Source organism: Rhodoligotrophos defluvii, assembly GCF_005281615.1.
Taxonomy (GTDB): domain Bacteria; phylum Pseudomonadota; class Alphaproteobacteria; order Rhizobiales; family Im1; genus Rhodoligotrophos; species Rhodoligotrophos defluvii.
This window is the reverse complement of sequence record NZ_SZZM01000001.1, coordinates 183,085-205,568: the sequence shown is the minus strand read 5'-3', so window position 1 is coordinate 205,568 and position 22,484 is coordinate 183,085. Positions and strand designations below refer to the sequence as shown.

24 protein-coding genes are annotated in these 22,484 nt (G+C 63.3%); 13 read left to right on the top strand and 11 right to left on the bottom strand.

Features of this window, described 5'->3' with window-relative positions; genetic code table 11:
* Positions 1 to 189: 189 nt before the first annotated feature.
* From E4P09_RS00940 to E4P09_RS00915, 6 genes are read right to left on the bottom strand one after another with little or no spacing between them, the layout of a single operon-like run.
* Positions 190 to 1,467 (bottom strand): TRAP transporter large permease, encoded by a 1,278-nt coding sequence (locus E4P09_RS00940; protein WP_137387721.1) that lies wholly within the window; start codon positions 1,465 to 1,467, stop codon positions 190 to 192.
* 3 nt (positions 1,468 to 1,470) lie between these two features.
* Complete coding sequence (locus tag E4P09_RS00935; protein WP_137387720.1) at positions 1,471 to 2,064, bottom strand: TRAP transporter small permease; 594 nt, start codon at positions 2,062 to 2,064, stop codon at positions 1,471 to 1,473.
* A 57-nt stretch (positions 2,065 to 2,121) separates the two neighbouring features.
* Positions 2,122 to 3,111 carry a TRAP transporter substrate-binding protein gene (locus E4P09_RS00930; protein WP_137387719.1) on the bottom strand — a complete coding sequence of 330 codons (990 nt, stop codon included), beginning with the start codon at positions 3,109 to 3,111 and terminating at the stop codon, positions 2,122 to 2,124.
* A gap of 45 nt (positions 3,112 to 3,156) precedes the next feature.
* Positions 3,157 to 3,969, bottom strand: a complete 813-nt coding sequence (locus tag E4P09_RS00925; protein WP_170984157.1) for a cupin domain-containing protein — start codon at positions 3,967 to 3,969, stop codon at positions 3,157 to 3,159.
* The gene (locus E4P09_RS00920; RefSeq protein ID WP_239024983.1) at positions 3,926 to 5,557 is read right to left on the bottom strand and encodes a hydantoinase B/oxoprolinase family protein; all 1,632 of its coding nucleotides are present in this window, start codon (positions 5,555 to 5,557) and stop codon (positions 3,926 to 3,928) included. Before E4P09_RS00920 ends, E4P09_RS00925 begins: the two co-directional genes overlap by 44 nt.
* Positions 5,554 to 7,638 (bottom strand): hydantoinase/oxoprolinase family protein, encoded by a 2,085-nt coding sequence (locus E4P09_RS00915; protein WP_137387717.1) that lies wholly within the window; start codon positions 7,636 to 7,638, stop codon positions 5,554 to 5,556. Before E4P09_RS00915 ends, E4P09_RS00920 begins: the two co-directional genes overlap by 4 nt.
* Positions 7,639 to 7,767: 129 nt before the next feature.
* Here E4P09_RS00915 and E4P09_RS00910 point away from each other — a divergent pair, with 129 nt between their 5' ends.
* The 4 genes from E4P09_RS00910 to E4P09_RS00895 all read left to right on the top strand — a co-directional run bounded on the left by E4P09_RS00910 (position 7,768) and on the right by E4P09_RS00895 (position 11,293).
* Positions 7,768 to 8,562 carry an IclR family transcriptional regulator gene (locus E4P09_RS00910; protein ID WP_170984156.1) on the top strand — a complete coding sequence of 265 codons (795 nt, stop codon included), beginning with the start codon at positions 7,768 to 7,770 and terminating at the stop codon, positions 8,560 to 8,562.
* Complete coding sequence (locus tag E4P09_RS00905) at positions 8,559 to 9,359, top strand: SDR family NAD(P)-dependent oxidoreductase (RefSeq protein WP_137387715.1); 801 nt, start codon at positions 8,559 to 8,561, stop codon at positions 9,357 to 9,359. The genes E4P09_RS00910 and E4P09_RS00905 overlap by 4 nt, the downstream gene beginning before the upstream one ends.
* Before the next feature lie 20 nt (positions 9,360 to 9,379).
* Complete coding sequence (locus tag E4P09_RS00900) at positions 9,380 to 10,156, top strand: SDR family oxidoreductase (protein ID WP_137387714.1); 777 nt, start codon at positions 9,380 to 9,382, stop codon at positions 10,154 to 10,156.
* A 207-nt stretch (positions 10,157 to 10,363) separates the two neighbouring features.
* The gene (locus E4P09_RS00895) at positions 10,364 to 11,293 is read left to right on the top strand and encodes a lipid kinase (RefSeq protein WP_137387713.1); all 930 of its coding nucleotides are present in this window, start codon (positions 10,364 to 10,366) and stop codon (positions 11,291 to 11,293) included.
* Positions 11,294 to 11,488: 195 nt separating this feature from the next.
* On the opposite strand, the gene E4P09_RS00890 is transcribed toward E4P09_RS00895, so the two are convergent.
* Positions 11,489 to 11,887 carry an ectoine synthase gene (locus E4P09_RS00890; protein ID WP_137387712.1) on the bottom strand — a complete coding sequence of 133 codons (399 nt, stop codon included), beginning with the start codon at positions 11,885 to 11,887 and terminating at the stop codon, positions 11,489 to 11,491.
* Positions 11,887 to 13,179, bottom strand: coding sequence for an amidase (locus E4P09_RS00885; RefSeq protein ID WP_170984155.1), 1,293 nt, complete (start codon positions 13,177 to 13,179; stop codon positions 11,887 to 11,889). Before E4P09_RS00885 ends, E4P09_RS00890 begins: the two co-directional genes overlap by 1 nt.
* Positions 13,180 to 13,568: 389 nt before the next feature.
* Here E4P09_RS00885 and E4P09_RS00880 point away from each other — a divergent pair, with 389 nt between their 5' ends.
* From E4P09_RS00880 to yut, 9 genes are read left to right on the top strand one after another with little or no spacing between them, the layout of a single operon-like run.
* Positions 13,569 to 14,174 (top strand): HupE/UreJ family protein, encoded by a 606-nt coding sequence (locus E4P09_RS00880; protein WP_137387710.1) that lies wholly within the window; start codon positions 13,569 to 13,571, stop codon positions 14,172 to 14,174.
* 55 nt (positions 14,175 to 14,229) lie between these two features.
* Complete coding sequence (locus E4P09_RS00875; RefSeq protein ID WP_137387709.1) at positions 14,230 to 14,532, top strand: urease subunit gamma; 303 nt, start codon at positions 14,230 to 14,232, stop codon at positions 14,530 to 14,532.
* A gap of 13 nt (positions 14,533 to 14,545) precedes the next feature.
* Positions 14,546 to 15,049, top strand: coding sequence for an urease subunit beta (locus E4P09_RS00870; protein WP_137387708.1), 504 nt, complete (start codon positions 14,546 to 14,548; stop codon positions 15,047 to 15,049).
* A gap of 54 nt (positions 15,050 to 15,103) precedes the next feature.
* Positions 15,104 to 16,825, top strand: a complete 1,722-nt coding sequence (locus E4P09_RS00865) for an urease subunit alpha (RefSeq protein ID WP_137387707.1) — start codon at positions 15,104 to 15,106, stop codon at positions 16,823 to 16,825.
* Between the two features lie 10 nt (positions 16,826 to 16,835).
* A complete protein-coding gene (locus tag E4P09_RS00860) occupies positions 16,836 to 17,414 on the top strand; it encodes an urease accessory protein UreE (protein WP_137387706.1) in 579 nt (192 codons plus the stop codon).
* The gene (locus E4P09_RS00855) at positions 17,380 to 18,117 is read left to right on the top strand and encodes an urease accessory protein UreF (RefSeq protein WP_428977692.1); all 738 of its coding nucleotides are present in this window, start codon (positions 17,380 to 17,382) and stop codon (positions 18,115 to 18,117) included. The genes E4P09_RS00860 and E4P09_RS00855 overlap by 35 nt, the downstream gene beginning before the upstream one ends.
* Before the next feature lie 11 nt (positions 18,118 to 18,128).
* Complete coding sequence (ureG, locus tag E4P09_RS00850; protein ID WP_137387705.1) at positions 18,129 to 18,761, top strand: urease accessory protein UreG; 633 nt, start codon at positions 18,129 to 18,131, stop codon at positions 18,759 to 18,761.
* 7 nt (positions 18,762 to 18,768) lie between these two features.
* Complete coding sequence (locus tag E4P09_RS00845) at positions 18,769 to 19,677, top strand: urease accessory protein UreD (RefSeq protein WP_170984314.1); 909 nt, start codon at positions 18,769 to 18,771, stop codon at positions 19,675 to 19,677.
* An 8-nt stretch (positions 19,678 to 19,685) separates the two neighbouring features.
* Positions 19,686 to 20,705 (top strand): urea transporter, encoded by a 1,020-nt coding sequence (yut, locus tag E4P09_RS00840; protein ID WP_137387703.1) that lies wholly within the window; start codon positions 19,686 to 19,688, stop codon positions 20,703 to 20,705.
* A 71-nt stretch (positions 20,706 to 20,776) separates the two neighbouring features.
* Here the strand turns inward: yut and E4P09_RS00835 are convergent, their stop codons facing one another.
* The 3 genes from E4P09_RS00835 to E4P09_RS00825 all read right to left on the bottom strand — a co-directional run bounded on the left by E4P09_RS00835 (position 20,777) and on the right by E4P09_RS00825 (position 22,422).
* Positions 20,777 to 20,974, bottom strand: a complete 198-nt coding sequence (locus tag E4P09_RS00835; RefSeq protein ID WP_137387702.1) for a DUF3606 domain-containing protein — start codon at positions 20,972 to 20,974, stop codon at positions 20,777 to 20,779.
* 204 nt (positions 20,975 to 21,178) lie between these two features.
* The gene (locus E4P09_RS00830) at positions 21,179 to 21,898 is read right to left on the bottom strand and encodes a hypothetical protein (RefSeq protein ID WP_137387701.1); all 720 of its coding nucleotides are present in this window, start codon (positions 21,896 to 21,898) and stop codon (positions 21,179 to 21,181) included.
* Positions 21,899 to 21,996: 98 nt separating this feature from the next.
* Complete coding sequence (locus tag E4P09_RS00825; protein ID WP_137387700.1) at positions 21,997 to 22,422, bottom strand: DUF6789 family protein; 426 nt, start codon at positions 22,420 to 22,422, stop codon at positions 21,997 to 21,999.
* Between the last annotated feature and the right edge of the window lie 62 nt (positions 22,423 to 22,484).

Here is a 22,484-nt window from a genome sequence, read left to right as displayed (position 1 = left end):
TTGCGTCCCTATTTCGCGTATGGGGATATCACTCCCTGGTGGATGAAGCCTTCACTCCTCCCTCGGCCGCGTATTTCTTTCTTGCGCGAGATCGCGATCCCCAAGTTGCATACAATCTCGTATGCGAACGGAGAGCCTGTCAAGTCCAAAGACAATGCAATACCGGGCTGGCGGCATCGTTCCAGTCGATCAGCGCGGCAGCATGATCGAGGGAAGGGCGGTCGAAAGCGCCGGCACGAATGTCACCAGAAGCAGAACGATCAGCACGACACCGATCATGGGAAGCGCGACGCGCGATATTTGCTCCAGCGAGATGTTGGCGATCGCGCACGCGATGAACAGGCAGATTCCGACCGGCGGCGTCGCGAGGCCGATGGCCAGCGTCAGAACCACGATCATGCCGAAGTGGATGGGGTCGAGATTGATGACCTGTGCGACTTCGAACAGCACCGGCAGCGAGATGATCATGGCGGCGATCGGCTCGAGGAACATGCCCAGCAGCAGCAGGAAGCCGACGATCAGAAGCACCAGCAGCGTGGGGTTGTCCGTCAGGCCGAGGATGACCTGCGTGACCTCCGCCGGGATGCGCTCGAAGCTGAGTATGAACTGCACGATGCTTGCCATCGATACGATGAACATGATGCCCGCCGTCATGATCGCCGTCGTCGACAGCGCGTCGATGAGGTTGCGCAGGCTGAGCGACCTGTAGGCGGCGCTGAGGATCAGCGCGTAAATGACGGCGACCGCCGCGGATTCGGTCGGCGTGAATACGCCCAGCAAAATGCCGCCCAGAATGATGAACGGCAGCAGCAAGACCGGGAAGGCCTGCACGAAAGAGGCGAAGCGCTCGGGCATCGACATCCGCTCGGCCACCGGATAGCCGCGGCGGTCCGCGACCCACGCTGCATAAACGAGCAGGCTGAGGCCGACCATGATCCCGGGCACGACACCAGCGAGGAACAGCTGCGCGATCGAGGTGCCGGTCAGCACGCCGTAGAGCACCATGATGATACTCGGCGGTATGATGGAGCCGACCACCGAGGAGACCGCGGTCAGGCCTGCAGCATAGTCGACCGGATAGCCGGAGCGGGTCATTCCGGGGATGAGGATGGTTCCGAGGGCGGAGGTGTCGGCCGCGGCCGCACCGCTCACGCCGCCGAAGAACATGCTCGAAACCACGTTGACCAGCGACAGGCCGCCCTTGCGGTGGCCCACGCACGCATTGGCGAAGGTGAGAATGCGCTGAGTGATGCCGCCGTGATTCATCAGATTGCCTGCGAGCAGAAAAAGCGGAATGGTCAGCAGCACGAACTGGTTGACGCTTCCCAGCATGCGTTGCGGGAAGATCATCATCATCGAGACGCTCCCCGTCACCAGCAGGTAGGTGAAGGCCGCCATGCCCAGGGCCATGGCAATGGGAACGCCAATCAGCAGGTAGCCCGCGAGCCCGCCCAGAAAAAGCCCCATGGCTCAATCCCCTGCGTCGGCGTACCGTGGTTGATCGGCCGGCGACATCCGTCCCACGGCTACGGCGAGATCGCGCATCATCGCGACGGCCAGATGGAGCGCCAGGATGCACATGCCGATTGGGAGGGTCAGGTAGAGCCAGAAGCGCGATACCACCACCGTGCGGGTCTCGCCCGTCAGCGATGAAATGATGAAATCAAGCGCGGGGATGCTCGTTGTACGGTTGAGCAGCGCGAAGCGATAGCTGTAGTAGCTGAGCACCAGCAGGAAGCCTATCATGGCTAGGGAGATGGGGACGTTGGCCGCCGCACGGAGGCGCGGCGGCAGGCGTGCCATCAGCAGCTCGATATTCATCATCTCCCCGCGCTGGAACGCCGCGCCCAGCAGCAGAAATGAAATCAGGACCAGCATGTAGCTGCTGAATTCCTCGGCCCAGATGAGCGAGTCGTTGAGGACGTAGCGGAAGAACACCTGGGACCCCATGACGGCCACGATGGTGGTCATCAGCACGACGCCGATCGCAGTCACCGCAAGGTTGTAGACGCGCAGCAGCCGTTCGGCGAAGGACGATGCCGTCTTGCGCTCGGATAAGCCCATGGTGCCCTCTCCGGAGAAGACGTCGCGCCAGCCCTTCGACCGGCGCGGTCCTGCGGACTATTCCAGTTCCTTGGCTTCGGCGATGAACTTGCCGATCAGCGGATCCTTGCCGGACCATTCGTCAAAGACTGGCTTCGTCTTTTCAAGCAGCGCCGGGCGGTCGGTAAACTCATGCACCTCGACGCCAGCTGCGCGCAGCTTGTCCAGGAGCACGCCCTCCGCCTCGGCCGCCGTCTCCATGAAGGCAGGCACCAGTTCGCGGCAGGATTTCACGATCGCTTCCTGCGCTTTCGGCGGCAGCGAGTCATATTTGGCCTTGTTCATGAAGAACAGCCCCGGCCAGAAATAATGCGCCGTCAGCGTCAGGTATTTCGCATTCTCGTAGATCTTGTCGGCGTTTATGGACGACGCGTTGAACTCCACCGCGTCGATGACATTGGTCTGCATCGCCGTGTAGACCTCGCCATAGGGAACGCCCACGGGATTGGCGCCGAGATGTTGCCAGATCGCGCGATGCAGCGGGATCGGCACGATGCGTGTCTTCAACCCCTTGAAGTCCTCGACCGTCTTGATCGGCTTTGCCTTGTTGAGGAAGTGACGCAGGCCACCCTCGCTGTAGCAGAGGCCCTTGAGACCGTCCCCTTCGAGGGAGTCCAGCATCGCGATCGCCGGCTCGGAACCCAGCATGCGCCCAAGATGCTCGTAGCTCGATGCCAGTCCCGGAAGCTGCAGGGCATCGAAGGCGACCTTGTTGAGCGTGAGCGGAAAATTGACCGAGGAGGCGTAAGCCATGTCGACCGTTCCCGACTGGACGAGCTGTATCATGTCGGCGTCGTCGCCAAGCTGGCGATCGCCGTAGACGGTCACCTTGACGTCGCCGCCCGAGATCTCATTGATCTTTTCGGCCAGCATGTCGGCATGCATCGCATTCTGATGGCCGCGCGGCGAGCCGTGCGCGAGCCGAAGCTCGACTGTTTGCGCCATCGCGCCGAACGTCCACAGCGTGGCAGCCGACAACGCCAGGACCGAAAGACATATCCGTTTCATTCCATTCCTCCTTGCGTTTCCTCGCAGCCGGTTCGTCCGGCGGTGTTATGCGTAGTCCTTTTGGTATTTCGTGAGGGGGAGATAATCCTCACGTGCAGGAGCAAAGACATCGAGATTGAGCACCGGTTCGTCACCGTTGGCCCAGCCGGTATGCGTCGCGCCGGCAGGGATTCGGATGATGGACTCGGGCGGGCACTCGGTAACCTCGCCTTCGATCTCGAGTGCCAGTGAACCCGACATCACGAGAACAAGCTGGTCGAACGGGTGTTTGTGCGGCGTCATCCGCTCGGTATGCGGCGGCACCCAGTTGAACGACAGGAGCGTGTGGTCGCCCCGGAAGGCCGCCCGCTCCATCTTGCCGCCTTCGATCGAGGTCTTCGGCAAGTCTTCCCAGCGGTAGAGCAGGCCGGTTGTGTCCTCCATCCATTTGCCGCCCGGCGGGGCCGCTCTCGGATTCTGGTGATAGACCGGGTAGCCCGGCTCAGGCTGCGGATACTCGCTCTGGTGCGCGGCGAAATGAAGATAGTCGGGGCGCGGCGGCGCGAACACGTCGATGTTGAGCACCTGCTCGTCGCCTTCGGGCCAGCCGGTGTGCTTCGCATTCGCCGGCACGCGCGCGATCGACCCCGCCGGACACCTCAGGATCTCGTTCTCGATCTCGAGGATCTGTGTACCGCGCACGGTGATGACGATTTGGTCGAACGGATGCGAGTGCGGCATCCAGCGCGGCATCCCCGGCTCGATCCAGTTGAAAGTCAGCAGCGCCTCGTCGCTCCGGTACGCGGCGCGGTGCATCATGCCGTCGAGAACTTCCTTAGTGGGAAGATCCCTCCATCTCAGCGCCTTCCTGCGGCTCATTCGCATTTCCTCTCGCTTGATTTTGTGTGCCTGCATCCTGCGGCGCGGCCCCGAACCCGCCGCCACCGGGCGTTTCCATCCGCACCACGTCGTCCGGCTGCATCCGGCTGCGGCCGGTGCCCACCCACGTCTTGCCGTTGACCAGAAGCTTGCCCGGACTGCCATTGCCGCCGCCGTCCAGCCCCTCGGGGGCCTGCGAGACGCCGGTTGCGGAGAAGATGAGATTCCACGGGCGCCCGGTCCTCACGCCAAACTCGATGATCTGGCCGTTGCCGCCGGGGCTGCGTCCCACCCCGCCCGAGCCCGGCCTGATCTCGCGGTGATGGAACACCACCGGCGCCTCCATCTCCAGGACCTCCAGGGGAGTTGCGCCGATGCCCGTCGGATAGCAGGTCGCATCCGGCCCGGGCTTCGCCATGCGCGCACCCATGCCGCCGGCAAAGGAAAACTGGCTCGATGTATAGCTGCGGCCATCGGCATCGCGCCCTTTGACCTGTGCCGACCACACGGCCCCGGGGCCTTCGGCCAGCACCCGGTCCGGCACGACGCCATGCAGCGCCTTGAGGATCGGCATCGGTACATACATGCCGACGATATGCCGCGCCGCGACCGGTGCCGGATACTCGCAGTTCACGATACTGCCCTTCGGCGCTTTCACCTTCACCGGCGCCATGCTGCCGAAATTGTTCGGAAGGTCCGGCGTCAGGCAGGAGCGGACAGCGAAGGTCGAATAGGCGTGAGTATAGTTGAGCACCACGTTGATGCCGCGATCGACCTGGCTGCTCGACCCGGTGAAATCGACGAGGATCTCGCCCGCATCGCCGTCGATGTTGACGGTTGCCACGAGCTCGATCTCGAGATCGCCGTTGACGTCGAAGGAGGTCCTTCCGGTCCAGGCGCCGGAGGGGCACGCCCGGATGGCTTCGCGCATGGCTGTTTCGGAAAGCGCGACGATGTTGTCGGACAGGGCTTCGATGTTCTCCATCCCGTGCCGTTCGCACAGCTCGATGATCTCCTCCCCACCGGATCGTGCGCTCGCGACCTGCGCGGCGAGGTCGCCGGAAAGCAGGTCCGGCGTGCGCACATTGCGCAGGATCATGTCGTGCAGGACCCTGTTGGGCTTGCCGGCTTCGTAAAGCTTTGCCGGCGGGATCCACAGGCCCTCCTCATGGACGTCGACGCCGGCGATACTGACGCCCGTCCCGCCGATGTCGGTATGGTGGTTTGTCGATCCCACATATCCGAGCAGCCGGCCGTTGCGGAACACCGGGGCCACGATCGCGATGTCGAAGAAATGCCCCGCGCCCAGCCACGGGTCGTTGGTGATCATCACGTCACCCGGCTCGAGTTCTGAGCCGAAATTGTCGTGCAGATATTTGCCCGTGAAGGCCAGACAGTTGATATGGCCGGGCGTGCCGGTGTCGGCCTGGGCGACGATCCGGCCACGCGCGTCGAACAGCGCGTAGGCCAGGTCGCCTGCCTCACGGACGACAGGGCTGAAGGCGATGCGCTGCATGGCCTTCGCCTGCTCCGTCACGACGCTGCGCAGGTGCGACCACATCAGTTCGAGCGCGATGGAGTCGATCACTGGATCTGCTCCTGACCGAGACGGTTGGCCATCACGGCGCCCAGCGCCCCGGCCTGTACGCACCAGTCCGGCGGTATCACGAGCGTGGTCTCCGCCTCCTCGATGATCAGCGGTCCTTGCAGCCTGCCGAGCGAAGCCAGTTCGGAGCGCGCGATCACCCGAACGTCCTCTCCATCGTTCCACAGATGAACCTTGCGCATGCGCACGCGCCCAGACCGGGCGTCCGCTGTCAGCTTGATCTCCGGGACGCGGTCCTCGGAGCCGATCGCCGTCAGCCTCCAGTTGACGACTTCGACGTCGACGCCGTCGGGCGTGACGCGGTAGCGCCTGACATAGTCGCTATGGAATCGCTGGCGGATGTGCTCGGCGGCGTCTTGGCCGGCCGGGCGCTGATCGAGCTCGACCAGGAGGTCGTAGTGCTGGCCTACGTAGCGAAGATCGGCGGCGTAGCGGAAGCGGATGCTGGCGTCCGGGCAGCCCGCCTCCCTCAGCGCGTCCCGCCCTTCGTCCTCGAGCTCGGAAAACGTCTTTTCCACCGCGTCCCAGTCCACCTCCGAAAGCGGCTGCAGCGCGCTGCGCACCAGGTCGAGACGCGGCGGCGTGACCAGGCTGCCGAATGCCGAATAGACACTGGCCAGCGGCGGGAAGATCACGGTCCGGCTCTTCAGCAGCGAGGCGACCTCGCAGGCATGGACCGGGCCGGCGCCGCCGAAGGCGAGCATCGGTACACCGCGATAGTCGACGCCGCGCTCGGCCGCGTGCGCGCGGACGGCCGAAGCCATCGTTTCGCACACGAGCCGATAGACACCGCGTGCGGCGCCGATGGCATCCGTCCGGAGCGGACCGGCAATGCTCTCCAGTGCACGCCCCGCGGCATCCGCATCGAGAGGCATGCTGCCGCCGAGGAAATTTCCCGCATCGATCGTGCCGAGCACGACATTGGCGTCGGTCACGGTCGGGTCGATGCCGCCGCGGCCGTAGCAGGCCGGACCGGGGCGCGAGCCGGCGCTGCGCGGGCCGACTTTCAGCAGCCCCAGCGGGTCGATGGAGGCGATACTGCCGCCGCCGGCCCCGATCTCGATGAGATCGATGCAGGGCACCGTCACCGGCAGACCGCTTCCCTCCTTGAAGCGATACATCCGGTCGATCTCGAAATAGCCGCTGACGAGCGGTTTCGCGTCGCGGATCAAGCAGACCTTGGCGGTCGTGCCGCCCATGTCGAAGGCAATGATGTCGGCGAAGGACAGCGTCTTTGAGGCGTGGGTGGCGCCAAGCGCGCCGGCGGCGGGGCCGCTTTCGATCATGCGGACGGGCAGCCGCCCTGCCGTCGACGGCGCGACGACGCCGCCGGAGCTGAGCATGATCAATGCGTTGCTCGGGAATCCGCGCGCCCTCAGCGTGCGCTCCAACTTGTCGAGATAGGGCTTGGTGATCGGGACCGCATAGGCGTTGGCCGCTGTCGTCGAAGCACGCAGATACTCCCTGATCTGCGGCGCGATGTCGGACGACAGCGAAACATGGATTTCGGGAAGCCGCTTGCGAATTCCCGCGGCAACCGCACGTTCGTTGGTCGGGTTGCGATAGCTGTGGAGCAGGCACACGCCGACCGAGGCGATGCCCAGCCGGGCCAGCTCCTCGCAGAGCATGTCGATCTCGGCGTCGTCGACCGCGCGGCCGACCGTGCCGTCGGCGTAGATGCGCTCATTGACGGTGAAGGTGTGATCGGCATCGACCAGCGGTCGCGGAAACTCGATCTGCGGGTCGTACATGTCATAGCGGCGTTCGTCTCGGATGCGCAGGATGTCCTTGAAGCCGCGGGTGAAGACCATGGCGGTCGGCGCGCCGGTCCGCTCGATTAGGGCGTTGGTGACCACGGTCGTGGCGTGAATGATCGGCCCGTTCATCTCGCCGGCCTGCAGGCCGGCACGGGCCATGGCCGCGTCCACGCCGGTGAAGAACCCGACAAGCAAATCCTCGTGCGTGGTCAGCGTCTTCTCGAGGAAGATGTCATTCCCCTTCCGGAGCACGATGTCTGTGAAGGTGCCTCCGATGTCGACGGCCAGGGAAATGTCGCCCGCCATTCCGCCTCCACCCCGTTTGTTCTAATCAATAGAACGGTGTTTGATTTTTGTTAATCTTGTGATATGAGCCGTGCTGTTGTCAAGCTGCCCGGCAGTGAATCGCAACGAGGATGTCGGGGCCTGGGGAAGATGCCGAAGACGACGCTGAAGGAGGCTGGGGGGCCGGACAGCATCCAGGCGGTGAGGATCGCCATCGGGCTGTTGGAGAAGCTGGCGTTCGGTGGAAAATTCGGACGCGTCACCGACCTCGCCAAGGAACTCGGCACCTCGAAGAACCGGGTCCACCGCTATCTTAAGGCGTTGGAGGAACTGGGCTATGTCGCGCAGGAGGAAGACACGCAGCGCTACATGGTCGGGGTCCGGTTCGTGCAGGTGGGCAACGCAGTGGCCACCGAATACGATTTCCTGAGCGTGAGCCGCCCGATCATGGAGCGGTTGCGCGACGCGCTGGGCTTCTCGATCGTCCTGTCACAGGTCGACCGCGGCCGCCTCTTTGCCATCGAACAGGTGCAGGGGCGAGGCGAGGTTACCTTCAGCATCACGGTCGGGAGCCCGCTCCGCCTGCATAACAGCGCCCAGGGCAAGATCGTGCTCGCCTTCGGCGATCCTTCGCTGCTTGCCGCGACCCTGGCCGAGCCGCTGACGCCGCGCACCCCCGCCACGATCGTCGACCCGGAGAAGCTGCGCCTCGAAGTTGCGAAGGCGCGCGAGCGCGGATGGGCGATCGCGCCCGGCGAGATCATGTCCGGGATCAACGCGGCGGCCGTGCCGATTTTCGACCACCGCGGCAAGCTCTTCGGAACGCTGGCAACCGTCGCCTCGATCGACGACCTTCCGGGCGATCCCGGCGAGAAGCACCTGTCGCTGCTGAAGCAGGCAGCCGCCGACATCTCGGCGTCACTTCCCATGCAGAGGTCGAAATGAACACAACAGACGACATGCCGGTTGCGATCGTCACTGGAGCCAGCAAAGGCATCGGTCGGGCGTGCGCCGAGGCATTCGCCGAGCGCGGCTACCGGGTGGTTGCCAATGCACGCTCTGCCACCGAGCTCGAAGACCTTGCCCGGTCCATTGCCGGTGCGGGCGGACATTGCCGGGCCGTGACCGGGGACGTCGCCGATCCGGCGACCGCCGATGCGCTTGCCGCCGCGGTCCAGGAATTGGGCGGGCGCTGCGACGTGCTTCTCAATTGCGCCGGCATGCAGCCGCTGGTGAACGAGGTAGAGAACCTGCCGCTGGACGACTGGCACCATACCATCGCTGCGAACCTGACGGGTACGTTCCTGGTCTGCAGGCGTATCGTTCCGCTGATGAAGTCGGCCGGCCGGGGTCGGATCATCAACGTCGCCTCCGGCCTGGCGAAACACGTCCAGCCGGGGCTGTCCGCCTACAGCGCGGCGAAGGCCGCTGTCGTGCAGTTTTCGGCGGTTCTCGCTGCCGAAGCAGCGGATAGCGGCGTCACCGTGCTCTCCGCACATCCCGGCGTCGTCGACACCGACATCGTGCGGCAGAACCTCGCCGACACGCGGCCCGGGGTGGCGAACCAGATGATCACGCGGCTGGAAAGGCTGAAACGCGAAGGGCTGCTGATCTCGCCGCGCCAATCCGCGCGGTTCCTCGTGTGGCTTGCATCGGCGGAGATCGAGACCGGCAGCTTCGTCCGCGCCGACGATCCGGCCCATGCGGACAAGATAGCGGAGTATTGGCGCAACACCGCCTGAACGGGAGGGAGTTCGAGCGCATGGATATGGGTATTTCGGGCCTGCGGGTGGCCATTTCGGGGGCAGCCTCGGGCATAGGACTCGAGATGGCGCGGGCATTCGTGCGGGAAGGGGCGCGCGTCTTCATTGGAGATGTCGACCGGAATGCGCTCGATGCCTTGAAGGCAACGGACCCGGAGATCGCCTCGGCGCCGTGCGATGTGGCCGATCGGGCGGCCGCGTCCTCATGGTTCGACCGCTGCATCGACACGCTCGGCGGCCTCGATTGCCTCATCAACAATGCGGGAATCGCGGGACCGACGGCCAATGTGGAAACGCTCGACCCGGAGGAATGGGACCGGACGCTGGCGGTCAATATTTCCGGCCAGTTCAATCTGACCCGGCTCGCCGTCCGCCATTTGCGCAGGAGCGCCAATGCCAGCATTCTGAACATGTCGTCGGCGGCCGGCCGGCTCGGCTTCGCGCTGCGCACGCCTTACGCCGCCTCCAAATGGGCCGTCGTCGGCTTCACCAAGTCGCTTGCCAAGGAGCTCGGCCCGGATGGCGTTCGCGCCAACGCGCTGTTGCCAGGCCTCGTGGACGGGGAGCGCATCCGCAAGGTCTTCGCCAGCAAGGCCGCCGCGCGCGGCATCACCGCCGATGAGCAGGAGGCAGCAGCCCTGGCGCTCGTGTCGATGCGTAAACTGGTGCCGACGAGCGAACTGGCCGATATGGCCGTCTATCTGGCCTCGCCCCACGGCGCCTCCATCTCCGGACAGGCGATCAGCATCTGCGGTGACTTGGAGGCGCTGCAATGAGCGCGGGCAAGGCGGGGCGTTGCGGAATCGCGTGGATCGGTTTCGGCTATCTCGTGCCCTCCGCTGCGCCGCCCGCAGCTGCGCGGCTCGCCGCTGCGCCGGATCAGGGCCGATCTTTGTTGCACGGCCGAAGGCAGAAGAGACAGTTGAAATCTGGATGGTGATTCCCCACCTGCCTTGCCCAATGATGTACCCGTCCAATCCCCAATGAGCCGATCGAGCCGGCAGCGCGCTCTGTTGCTGCGCAATCCCAAGGCGCGGCGCGGACAAGAGCCGATCACACCTCTCCTCCAGCGACTGGAAAGAGGCGGGCTGAACGTGACCGTTGAGACGTTCGAGGCGTTGCCCGAGATTGCGCGCGACATCGTACGACTGCGCGATTTGGCCGATCTCGTCATCGTTTGCGGCGGCGATGGCTCGGTGTCCTCGGCAGCACTCGCCGCCATGGAAAGCGGCCTACCGCTGGGCATCATCCCAATGGGCACGGCCAACGACCTTGCTCGAACGCTCGATATACCGATGGACCTTCTGGCGGCCGCCGACGTGATCGCGCGTGGAGAAACACGACGGATCGACGTCGGTACGGTCAATGGCCATGCCTTCTTCAACGTCGCGAGCATCGGGCTGAGCAGCGAGCTCGCGCAGGGGCTCGACCCGGCGTTGAAGAAGCGCTTTGGGAGGTTCGGCTATGCGCTCTCCGCCATGAGGGTTCTGACCCGTGCGTCCATGTTCAGCGCGAAGATCACGGAAAAAGGGCAGACGATCGAGGTCGAAACCTATCAGATCGCAGTCGGTAACGGGCGGCACTATGGCGGTGGCAATGTGGTCGAAGAGAATGCGGAGATCGATGACGGGCACCTCGATCTCTATAGTCTCGAGATGAAGAACCTATGGAAGCTGGCGCTGATGCTGCGGTCGTTCCGATCCGGAACGCATGGGGCCTGGCGCGAAGTTCGCACAGCCAGATGCGTCGAGTTCGACATTGAGACGAAGAAGCCCATGCCGGTGAACACCGATGGCGAGATCGTCACGGCGACACCAGCCCATTTCAAGGTTCACCCGCAAGCGATCTCCATCTTCGCCCCGGTCGTTCATCAGCGTCCCGGAATAGTCCGTCCCTTCTTGTATCACCGTTGAGGCTCCGTCTCCGAATCGCTTGTGATCGCCTGCTCGAGCGCAAAATTGACCTCTAGATGAAGGAGGCTTGCGCAGCAGGATGGGGTGCGGGAGCTCTGCCAGCCTTTCGCCCGAGGCATGCCGGTCGGTTCCGATGACGCTCGCGAGTTTTTCGACCATCATCGAGGTCTCCCCTTGCGGCGCTTCCGCCGCCTCTCATGTCGCGGAGTCGGAGGGCGGCGCATAGCTGCCGTCGGCGTCGTGGCTTTCGTGCCCGATGAGCGCCGGGGCGAAGATGCACAGGAGCCGCAGCCGGCCGCGCAGCGCGCGCAGGATGTGCGCGTCATGCTTGTCGAGGACGTAGACCGTTCCGGGTGTCACCGGGTAAGTCGCGCCCGTGGCAACGTCCACAACCTCGCCCTCGCCTTCGATGCAGTAATTCGCCTCGATGTGGTTCTTGTACTGGAGGTGCTGCTCCGTGCCCTCCTCGATGATCGTATCATGGAACGAGTAGCCGAGGCCGTGGCGGTGGAGGAGAAGCCTGCGGCTCTGCCAGCCCTGCCCGGAAACGTGGTCCGGCGTTCCGATGACACTTTCGAGCGTGGTGACGATCATCACTTGATCTCCCTGACAACAGCTTCAATGGCGCGGCCCGTCTCGAGCAGGCGGATATCGTCGCCGCGCTGCCCCGTGAGGAGGATGCTCGCCGCGCCTGCCCCGTCGCCGATCGGCACGGTGAGGCTCGGCACGTTGATGCGATTGGCGATCTCGGTCAGCCGCATGATCCTGAGGTTGAGCGCGAGATAGCGCGCGTCCTCCGCCAGTTCGGAAAGCTTGGGCGGCACGCCGGGAACCGTTGGCGTCAGGATCGCTACTGCCTCGCCGATATCGGCGGCATAACGGTCCGCGAGCGCCTCGAGCTGGCGGCGCGCGCGGAAATAGGTGAGGGCGGGAACCGATGCGCCGGCGGCGATGCGTGGCGCGACGCGTGGATCGTATCGTTCGGCCCGTTCGGCAAGCAACGCCTCGTGCCAGCTCAGCGCTTCCACCGCGACCATCGATCCGGCGCGCGCCGCATCCCCCACGTCGACGAGGTAGGACATGTCGGCATCGGCGATCGCGGCGCCGGCGCGCCGGAGCTCATCGAGAGCCCGTTCGAAGCGGGAGAGCATGGTGTTGTCACAGGCGACTGCCGTCAGGAAGCCACGGGGCACGAGGAATCGGGTGCCGGCGAGCGGCGGCACGTCGGCCGTTACGGTCCGGCCTGTCACGGCGGCGTCGAGGCGGTCGCAGGTGGTGATGTCGGGCGCGAGAAAGCCGGCGGTGTCGAATGTCGGGGTCAAGGGGATGATCCCCTCCGCGCTGTAGCGCCCCTGCGTCGGCTTGAACGAGGCCACGCCGCAACAGGCAGCGGGGATGCGGACGGAGCCGCTCGTGTCGGTCCCGAGGGCCGCATCGACAACCCCGAGCGCCACCGTGACAGCGGCCCCCGAGGACGAGCCACCCGTAACGCGCCGCTCCCCTGGAAAAAGTGGGCTGAGGGGCGCGCCGTGGTGCGGGTTGGGCCCGAGCGCGCCATAGGCAAATTCCACCATGTTGGTCTGGGCGAGGAAGATGGCGCCGGCGGCCCGCAGCTTTGCCACGACGGGCGCGTCGGCGGCGGCCGGAGCGACGTTATCGAGCGCCTTCGACGCAGCTGTCGTGCGCGCACCCTCGACATCGACATTGGCCTTCACGCTCAGCGTGAGGCCGCGCAGCACGTGGTCGGGGGACGCAGCCCGGTCGATGAGATCCGCCTGTCGCCTCGCGCCGTCGTCCCACCAGTCGAGAACGGCGTTGGCGAGCGCTGCCACCTGCCGGTCGCGCCGCGCCAGCCTGTCCTCGACGATTGCCGCCGCACTTCCCATCCGCAACTTCCATGGTAACGGGTTGGCTAAGAACATCGGCGAGGGAGGGGGGCCAACGGAACCACCATCGCAGCCAAGCTGGTTATCACTTGCCTTGGCCTAAGAGGTCAAGCGCAGAGGCGTTCCTCGTCTCGAGGAAAACGGTCAGTCGCTTCTGCTTCGTGCCGCTAAGTGCATCACCCGCTGATCGTCCGCTTGCCAGCTTAACGGGCCGAAGCTCTGCTGAAACCGTCCAATAATTTTTAAATTTATCTAGATTCATTCGTTCTCCTTAAAAGTCATTCGCGTAACCTGAGATTAAAACTTGGCTGCTTAGCCTGTTAGCCACCCGAATATAACGGCAGTCGTCGGGTATGAGACGACGTGATTGTCACCTCAGGAGACTTTTGATGAAGTTGAGATGCTTGATGGCTTTGCTTTTGCTTGTAGCCACTGCAGTGCTCGCCCCGTCCATCGCTTTCGCCCACACCGGGCTCGGGTCTCAGGCAGACTTCGTTCACGGCTTCCTCCATCCCCTCACGGGTGTGGATCATACCCTGGCGATGCTGGCGGTCGGCGTTGTGGCTTATCAGATTGGCGGACGGGCACTCTGGCTCATTCCGGTCACCTTCGTCGTGGCGATGGCGCTCGGCGGGGTTCTCGGCATGGGGGGCGTCAATCTCCCCTTCGTCGAGATCGGCATCGCGCTGTCGGTCATCGTTCTCGGCGCAGCCGTTGCGTTCGGCATGCCGGCGCCGCTTGCAGCCGTGATGACCGTTGTCGGCCTCTTCGCGATCTTCCATGGCCACGCCCATGGTAGCGAAATTCCGGAGAGCGCCGGAGGCCTCGCCTATGGGTTTGGCTTCATGGGCGCCACAGCGCTCCTGCATCTCGGCGGCATCGCGGTCGGGCTCCTGATCGGGTGGGTGGGCAAGACCCATGAGCGCGCGCTGGCGCGCGCCGCTGGTGGGCTGATGTCGATTGCGGGGATAGGCATCCTCGCCGGGATCATGTGACGATCGAGTGCCGGTTCATTCGCCTTTCATCAAGTAATGCTCGAGGAGCCTTGCCGTGGATCTTACTCCGAGAGAGTTCGATAAGCTTATCATCTACTCGCTGGCTGAGATCGCACTCAAGCGAAAGGCTAGGGGTATCAAGCTCAACCACCCTGAATCCGTCGCAATATTGTCGGCCTATGTTCTCGATGGCGCCCGCGAAGGCCGTACGGTCGAGGACGTCATGAAGGGCGCGCGCAACGTGCTGACGAGCGATGACGTGATGCCGGGGGTGCCTGATCTCATCCCGATGATCCAGGTCGAAGCGGTGTTTACCGACGGCAGCCGGCTGGTGACGCTGCATCAGCCGATCCAATAGGAGCATGGGCACTATGGCCAAGACATCCAAGGGCAGCAACCGAGCGAGCAAAGCCGCAAAAGCAAAGCCAGGCACGAAGCCACAATCTGCCACGACGCCGGACAATGCCACGCAAAGTGCGGGCCGCGTGCCGGTCGGCGGCTATGTGCTCGCCGCGGAGCCGATTGAGCTGAATGCCGGGCGGCCGCGTGTGGTCCTGAAGGTCCGGAACACGGGAGACCGGCCAATCCAGGTCGGCTCGCATTTCCACTTTCTGGAAGTGAACCGGTATCTCTCCTTCGACCGCGCCGCCGCATTCGGGATGCGGCTTGATATTCCCGCCAGCACCGCGATCCGTTTCGAGCCGGGGGACGAGAAGGAGGTGACCCTGGTGCCGTTCGGCGGAAAGCGGTTCGCCTATGGGTTCAACAATCTCGTGGACGGCTGGACCGGCGAAGGCCCCAACCCCGGCTATCGACCGAATTTCGAAGCGGCCATGCGACGGGCGCATGAGCGAGGGTTCAAGACCACGCGGTGAGGTCATCCGGCGACCTTGGATTGCCCGCGCCGATAATGTCAGGACAACAGCCAAATGACACAGATATCCCGTCGCCAATATGCCGACCTCTATGGCCCAACCATTGGCGACAAGATCCGACTGGGTGACACCGATCTCTACGTGGAGATCGAGAAGGACCTGCGCGCGGTCTATGGCGACGAGCTGCAATATGGCGGCGGCAAGACCCTGCGCGACGGAATGGGCTCCGACAGTCTGCTGACGCAGGAGGCCGGCTGCCTCGATCTCGTCATCACCAATGTGACGATCCTCGATCCCATGGTCGGCGTGGTGAAGGCGGATGTCGGCATACGCAACGGCTTGATCGCCGGAATTGGCAAGGCCGGTAATCCCAGCACCATGGACGGGGTTACGCCCGGCCTTGCAACGGGTGGTGCGACCGACGCCATCTCCGGCGAGCACCTGATCCTGACCGCGGGCGGCATGGACACCCATGTGCATTTCATCGCCCCGCAACAGACTTACGTGGCGCTCAGCAACGGCATTACCACCCTTTGGGGCGGTGGGATCGGCCCGGCCGATGGCACCAATGGGGTCACCTCGGTCAACGGCCCCTGGAACATGGAGATGATGCTGCGGGCCATCGAAGGTCTTCCGATCAATATCGGCTTTTGCGGCAAGGGCAATTCAACCGGGACGGCGCCGCTGGTGGAGCAGCTGATGTCGGGCGCTGCCGGTTTCAAGGTTCACGAGGATTACGGCACCACGCCAGCCACGATCCGGTCGTGTCTCACCATTGCCGACGACTATGACGTATCGGTCGCCATTCACACCGACACGCTGAATGAGGCCGGCTATGTGGAGGACACCATCGCCGCCTTCGACGGGCGCACCATACACACCTTCCACAGCGAGGGCGCCGGCGGCGGCCATGCGCCGGATCTCCTCAAGGTGGTCGGCCAGAGGAACGTGCTGCCGAGCTCGACCAATCCGACGCTGCCCGCGGGCGTCAATTCGGTGGCCGAACTGTTCGACATGATCATGGTCTGCCATAACCTCAATCCGAAGATCCCCTCGGATGTGGCCTTTGCGGAGAGCCGGGTCCGCGGCGAGACGATCGTTGCGGAAAGCGTCCTCCACGACATGGGCGCGATCTCGATCATCGGCAGCGACTCGCAGGCCATGGGCCGGATCGGCGAGAACTTCCTGCGGGCTTTCCAGACCGCCGACGCCATGAAGCGGGCGCGCGGCAAGCTTCCGGAGGATGCACCGGGCAACGACAATTTCCGGGTGCTGCGTTATCTCGCGAAGGTCACCATCAATCCGGCGATCACGGCCGGGCTGTCACACGCCATCGGCTCCATCGAGACGGGGAAAGTCGCCGATCTCGTCCTGTGGTCGCCCGCCTTCTTTGCGGCAAAGCCGAAGATGGTGATCAAGGGTGGCATGATCGTGTGGGCCAATATGGGCGATCCGAACGCATCGCTGCCGACGCCACAGCCCATGTATCACCGGCCGATGTTCGGCGCCTTCGGGACGGCCTTGCCCAAGACCTGCATCAGCTTCGTTTCGCGTGCCGCATATGACGCCGGCGTCAAGGAGAAATACGGGCTCCAGCGCATGGTCATGCCGGTCCAGAATACACGGGTGCTCGGCAAGGAGCACATGGTGCTCAACAACTATCTGCCGAAGATCGACGTCAACCCGCAGACCTTCGCGGTCACGGTCGACGGTGTGCATGCGACGGTGACCCCGCCGAAGACCATCGCGCTCAATCAATTGTACTTCTTCAGCTGAAAGGTTGCACATGATCCTGATCGAATCCGTCCTCGGCAATGCGCGCGAGCCGGCCTGGAAGGAAAGGTTGAACTCGGCCCAGATCGACTGGCTCGTGCTCGACCAATGGGAGGCGCAGAAGAACCGCTTCCGCAGGCAGACCTCCGGCGGCCTCGAACTGGCGGTTGCCCTTCGCCGCAACACGCATCTGCACGATGGAGACGTTCTGGTGTGGGACGGGCCCGGCGCGCATGCGGTGGTGGTCAAGACCGAGCTCAAGAAGGTGATGGTCGTCGACCTCAGCCGCGTGATGGAACAGAAGCCGGAACTGATGCTGCGCACCTGCGTCGAACTCGGGCATGCGCTTGGAAATCAACACTGGCCCGCGGTGGTGAAAGGCAAGAAGGTGTTCGTGCCGCTGACGCTCGATGAAAAGGTCATGAGCTCGGTCATGCGGACCCATGCCTTTCCGGCGGTCTCTTTCGAATTCGTGGCAGGGTCCGAAGTCATTCCGTATCTTGCGCCTCACGAGGCACGACGGCTGTTCGGCGGAGCGGAGATGGCCTCGCATGCCCATGGCCATGACGCGCACGCGCACAGTCACAGCTGATCGTCGCGGTCCCATGGATCATCTCGCCAAGCTCCTGCGCCTCGTGCAGTTCGCGGATTCGGCCCTGCCGGTTGGTGCCTTCTCCTTCTCCAACGGACTGGAATCGGCCATCCAGCAAGGCGTCGTGCATGATGCGGAGACGCTCAAGGCGATGGTGCTGAGCGCCACGCGGCAAGCGGCAACGCTTGATGGGGTTGCCCTGATCGTTGCGCATCGCGCGGCGCAAATGTCGGATCTCTGCACGATCGTCGCCGCCGATCAGGCTTCCTACCAGCGCAAGCTGGGTGAGGAGATGCGGCTGATGACCGTGCGCATGGGCCGCAAGCTCGGCGAGCTTGGGGAACATGTGGTCAAGACGCCCTTGCTTGCCGACTGGATGGAAAAGGTCAGGTCAGGGGCCACGCCCGGCACCTTCCCCATCGGGCTTGCGATCATCACCAGCGATCTCGGGATCGAGGTGAACGAGGCCTTCGCCGTGCATCAATATGGAGTCGCCGCAATGATGCTGGGCGCTGCATTGCGATTGATGCGCATCTCATTCCTCGAGACCCAGGCGATCCTGCTGGAGGTCAACGGGACCGTCGAGGACATGTACGAGCAGGTCCGCGCCGGCACACTCTCGGATATGAGAAACTTTTCTCCTGTCACCGACATTTTGGCGGCCGTGCACGTGAAGGCGCATGTTCGCATGTTCATGAACTGAGGGCAGACACAATGAAGAGTATCACACGCATCGGCGTCGGAGGCCCTGTCGGTTCCGGCAAGACAGCAATCGTCGAGGCGATCACGCCCCTTCTGATCAAGATGGGGCTCAAGATTCTGGTGGTCACGAATGACATCGTCACGACGGAGGATGCCAAGCATGTGCAGCGCACGTTGAAGGGCATCCTGATCGAAGACCGTATCATCGGTGTGGAGACTGGCGGATGCCCGCACACGGCGGTGCGCGAGGATCCCAGCATGAATCTGGCGGCGGTCGAGGAAATGGAAGCGCGCTTCCCCGATACCGATCTCGTGCTGATCGAAAGCGGTGGAGACAATCTCACCCTGACATTCAGCCCGGCGCTGATCGACTTCTTCATCTATGTCATCGACGTGGCGGCGGGCGACAAGATTCCGCGCAAGAACGGCCCCGGCATCACCCAGTCCGATATCCTGGTCATCAACAAGACCGATCTGGCACCGCATGTGGGCGCCAGCCTCGAGGTGATGGACCGCGACTCCCGGCTGATGCGCGGCAAGAAGCCGTTCATTTTCACCAACTGCAAGACCGGGGAAGGCATTCCGGAACTGGTGCGCCTGATCCGGGAGAATGTGCTGTTCGATATTGCCGTCCCCGCGGAATAGCCCAGTGCTGCTGGCCAGTGCCCCAGAGCTCTCCCGTTATCGGGATGAACCGAAGCAATTGCCGAGCGGAGGGCTTGGGAAGGACGCTTTCCTTCGGCTCGGCTTCAGACGGCGAGGGGAGCGGACCGCACTGCTTGAACTCCACCGCCGCGCGCCTCTCCTCGTCCAGCAGGCGCTCTACTGGGATGAGGAAATGCCGAGCCTGCCTTGCGTCTCCATCATCAGCAATGCCGGCGGCATTCTGCAGGGCGACCGTTATGCCATCGAGATCGACCTCGCGGAGAATGCCGAGGCGCATGTCACGACCCAGGCGGCGACAAAGATCCACGAAATGGATGCCAACTTCGCCGCGCAAACCCAGGACATCACGCTCGCAGCCGGCTCCTATCTCGAGTATCTGCCCCATCCCGTCATCCCGCACCGACATTCCCGGTTCATCAGCGACACGCGCATAGTGATCGATCCTGATGCGACCTTACTTTATTCCGAGATATTGATGCCGGGGCGGAAGCATTACGGCGATGGCGAGATCTTCACCTATGATCTCTTCTCCTCATCTCTTCATGCGGAACGGCCCGATGGAACGCCGCTGTTTGCGGAGAAGTTCGTCATCGCGCCGGAGAACGCGGATATCCGCAACCCGGCGGTCATGGGCAAATTCGACGTCTTCGCCAATGTTCTGCTGCTCACGCCGAAGGTGCATGCGGACCGGCTCTTCGCTGAGATCGAACCGGTGATCGATGAGACGCTCGGGTGGGCTGCGGGGGCAAGCCGTCTGCCGGGGGAGGCCGGACTCATCTACAAGGTGCTCGGCATGGAGACGCAATTGGTGCGCACCAAAGTTCGCGCGTTCTGGTCTCTGGTGCGGCAGCAAGTCAAGGGTGTGCCCGTACCGGACGAGTTCCTTTGGAGCTGAGGCGGTTCATGACCGGGCTTGTGGATAGATGGAGCGATGTGGTTGGGCGGAGCCGGGCCTTGTGGCTGCTCGATATCCATTTGCGCGGCGCTGGCCAGGTCATGCTCCAGAACAACCCCCTGACCGGTCTCCTTTTTATCCTGGGCATTTGCTGGGGAGCGATCGCTGCCGGCAATCTCGCTCTCGCCATCGGCGGCGTCGTGGGACTGATCGTGGCGACACTAACAGCCATTCTTCTTGAGGCTGATGAGACCGCGCTTGATCAGGGTCTGTTTGGTTTCAACGGCATTCTGGTCGGCGTCGCCATTCCGACATTTCTCGCAATGAGCCCCGCGACCTGGTTTATCCTCATCATCGGCGCGGCCGTCTCGACGATCGTCATGCTCGCCACCAGCCATGTCATGAAGGTCTGGGGCGTGCCTGCGCTGACCTTTCCTTTCGTGTTGACGGCCTGGCTCGTGGTGCTTGCCGCTTATTCCTTCGGGCATCTGTCGATCCGCGGCTTGGCGCCCCCAAGCCTGCCCACGCCGATCGGTGAAACGGCCGCCAGTCTCGATCTTTCTGCCGGCTTTTTTCTAACGGCCAGCATCAAGGGCATTTCCCAGGTCTTCCTGATCAACAACATCATCACCGGCGCCATGTTCATCCTCGCGCTTCTTGTCAGCTCGGGCTGGGCTGCGGGATTTGCGATCCTGGGCTCGATCGTGAGTGTCGCGGTCGCATTGGCTTTGGGCTCAAGTCCGGCCGCGATCGATGCCGGGCTTTACAGCTTCAGTCCGGTTCTCACGGCGATCGCGCTCGGATGCGTATTCTTCAAGCCGTCCTCGCGGGTGGCGCTGTTTGCGCTGCTGGGCACCGTTTTCGCAGTGATCGTGCAAGCTGCGTTCGATGCCGCGCTCGCCCCTCTAGGCGTTCCAACATTCACGATAGCGTTTGTGCTGGTCACCTGGCTGTTCCTCCTGCCCAAGCTTGATCTGAAGCCGCATCGCCACGAGCCGCTCGAGGACGGCATTGTCACCGACAGATAGCCGCTCCCAAAGCCCTCGCATTCATCGAGAAGGCGGGCGGCGACCTGGTGGCGCGATTACGGAACTGGGGATCAAGGGCCGCGGCGCGCCTTCATCTGTTCGACTGCATCGCCAAACTTCTTCCGATCATTCCCAACTTGCTCGAACAGGGCGCGGGCCTCTTCGACCGTGAGTCCGTTCTGCTCCGCGAAATGACGCACCTCATGTTCCTGGTCGCCGGCCACTCGGCTCCGGTCGCGACCTCCGCGTTTCATAGGATCGTCAGCCATCGGAATCTCCTGTCAGGACTCATCGGCCCTTGATTGAAAGGTTGCAGAGCTCAACGAACCCGCGACCTAACACTTATAGCCGAGCAAAAGTGCCGGCACTTGGACGCCCGTCACGAAATCAACCCTGCCTGCCGTCCGTGGTTCCGCGGCTGCCGGTGGTGATCAAGACAGCACGATGCCTGGCTATACCGACGGGCCGATGTCTCACCGCTCTTGTTCTCCAGACGCCACATCAGCGGCCTTCCGCCCCATCTGCTCTGCCATGGCGCTTGAGATCATTGCCTCGTCGAGGTCAACGGTGTCGCCCCTCGGCGGCTCAAAGAGCAGCCTCTCCGCGTACTTGGCTTCGCGTCCCAGCATGTAGGCTGATATCTGCTCTGCGTATTTCTCGCGCGCTTCATCGACTGTGCGCTTGCTGGTGACGATCTCGTGCATGAGGTTAAGCGTGATCATGTTGGCCGCCTCGGAGTCGCAGCGTGCCCCGGCCTCGCCCGCAGTCCGGTCCAACAGGCAGCTTCCGTCGTAGCGTGCAAGCTCGGAAAACTTTTCGATCGGCACATCATAATCGATCCAGTTCGTGATGAAGTCCGTATGCGGCGCCGGGAAATTGTGCGCGATCTCGTCGGCCGTGATTTCGGTGCGCTTCCATGGTCCGTTTCGGTACCATGTCAGGCGCACGGGGTCGCCGAGATTGGGTGGTCCATATTGCCTCATCGTCTGACGAGCAGCCTCGCGCGGGGCGGCGGGCCAGTTTTCGATCAGCGCCTCTACGTCGGATTGCTCCAGCACATATGCCGCCCCGTTCCGATCTCGACCTTCCTCGCCGGTCACTCTATGCACGAGATTGCTCACCATTGCGGTACCAATATGCTTAATCCGCGTACCGGTGGAAATGTCTCCCGGCCCTGTCTGCTTCGTTCCCATGACTTCCTCCTTGCACTCTCGCGGTGATGCATCTCCTCGCATCGATGATTTTCCGACCACTGCGGTATGGGCATTCGAACACGCCGGTTCACCGCTTCTCATGCGCTCAGCATGCCGTAGACCCAGCCTAGAAGAGCGCCGAACAGGACGTGCATGACGAAGCTCATCACAGGCGCCATGCCGCCCATCTTCACGCCGAAGACGCCCTTGTCCGCCATCGGCATCAGAGCGACACTGGCGAGCAGCCAGCCGAAGATGCCGAGCGCTATCCCATTGAGCCAATGAACGTCCGGCCAGAGCCGCGCGAACACCAACGCATAGGCTCCGCCATAGAGCACCGTGCCGACGATGAAGTGGACCACCCATCCCATGGCGCGATTCATCTTCATCATCCCGGAAATCATGCCGATCAGGTCCATCTGCGGCATGATCTTCATGGCTTCCTTCATCAGCATGAGGGCCGAAAGCACCACCGTGGCGGCAAGGCCGGCTGCCATTCCGATCCAGAGATCGCTCATGTCCATATGAGACCCTCCTGTTCAAAAGGGTGTTCGGATCAACCGAGCGGTTCGGTCGGAAGGAGATC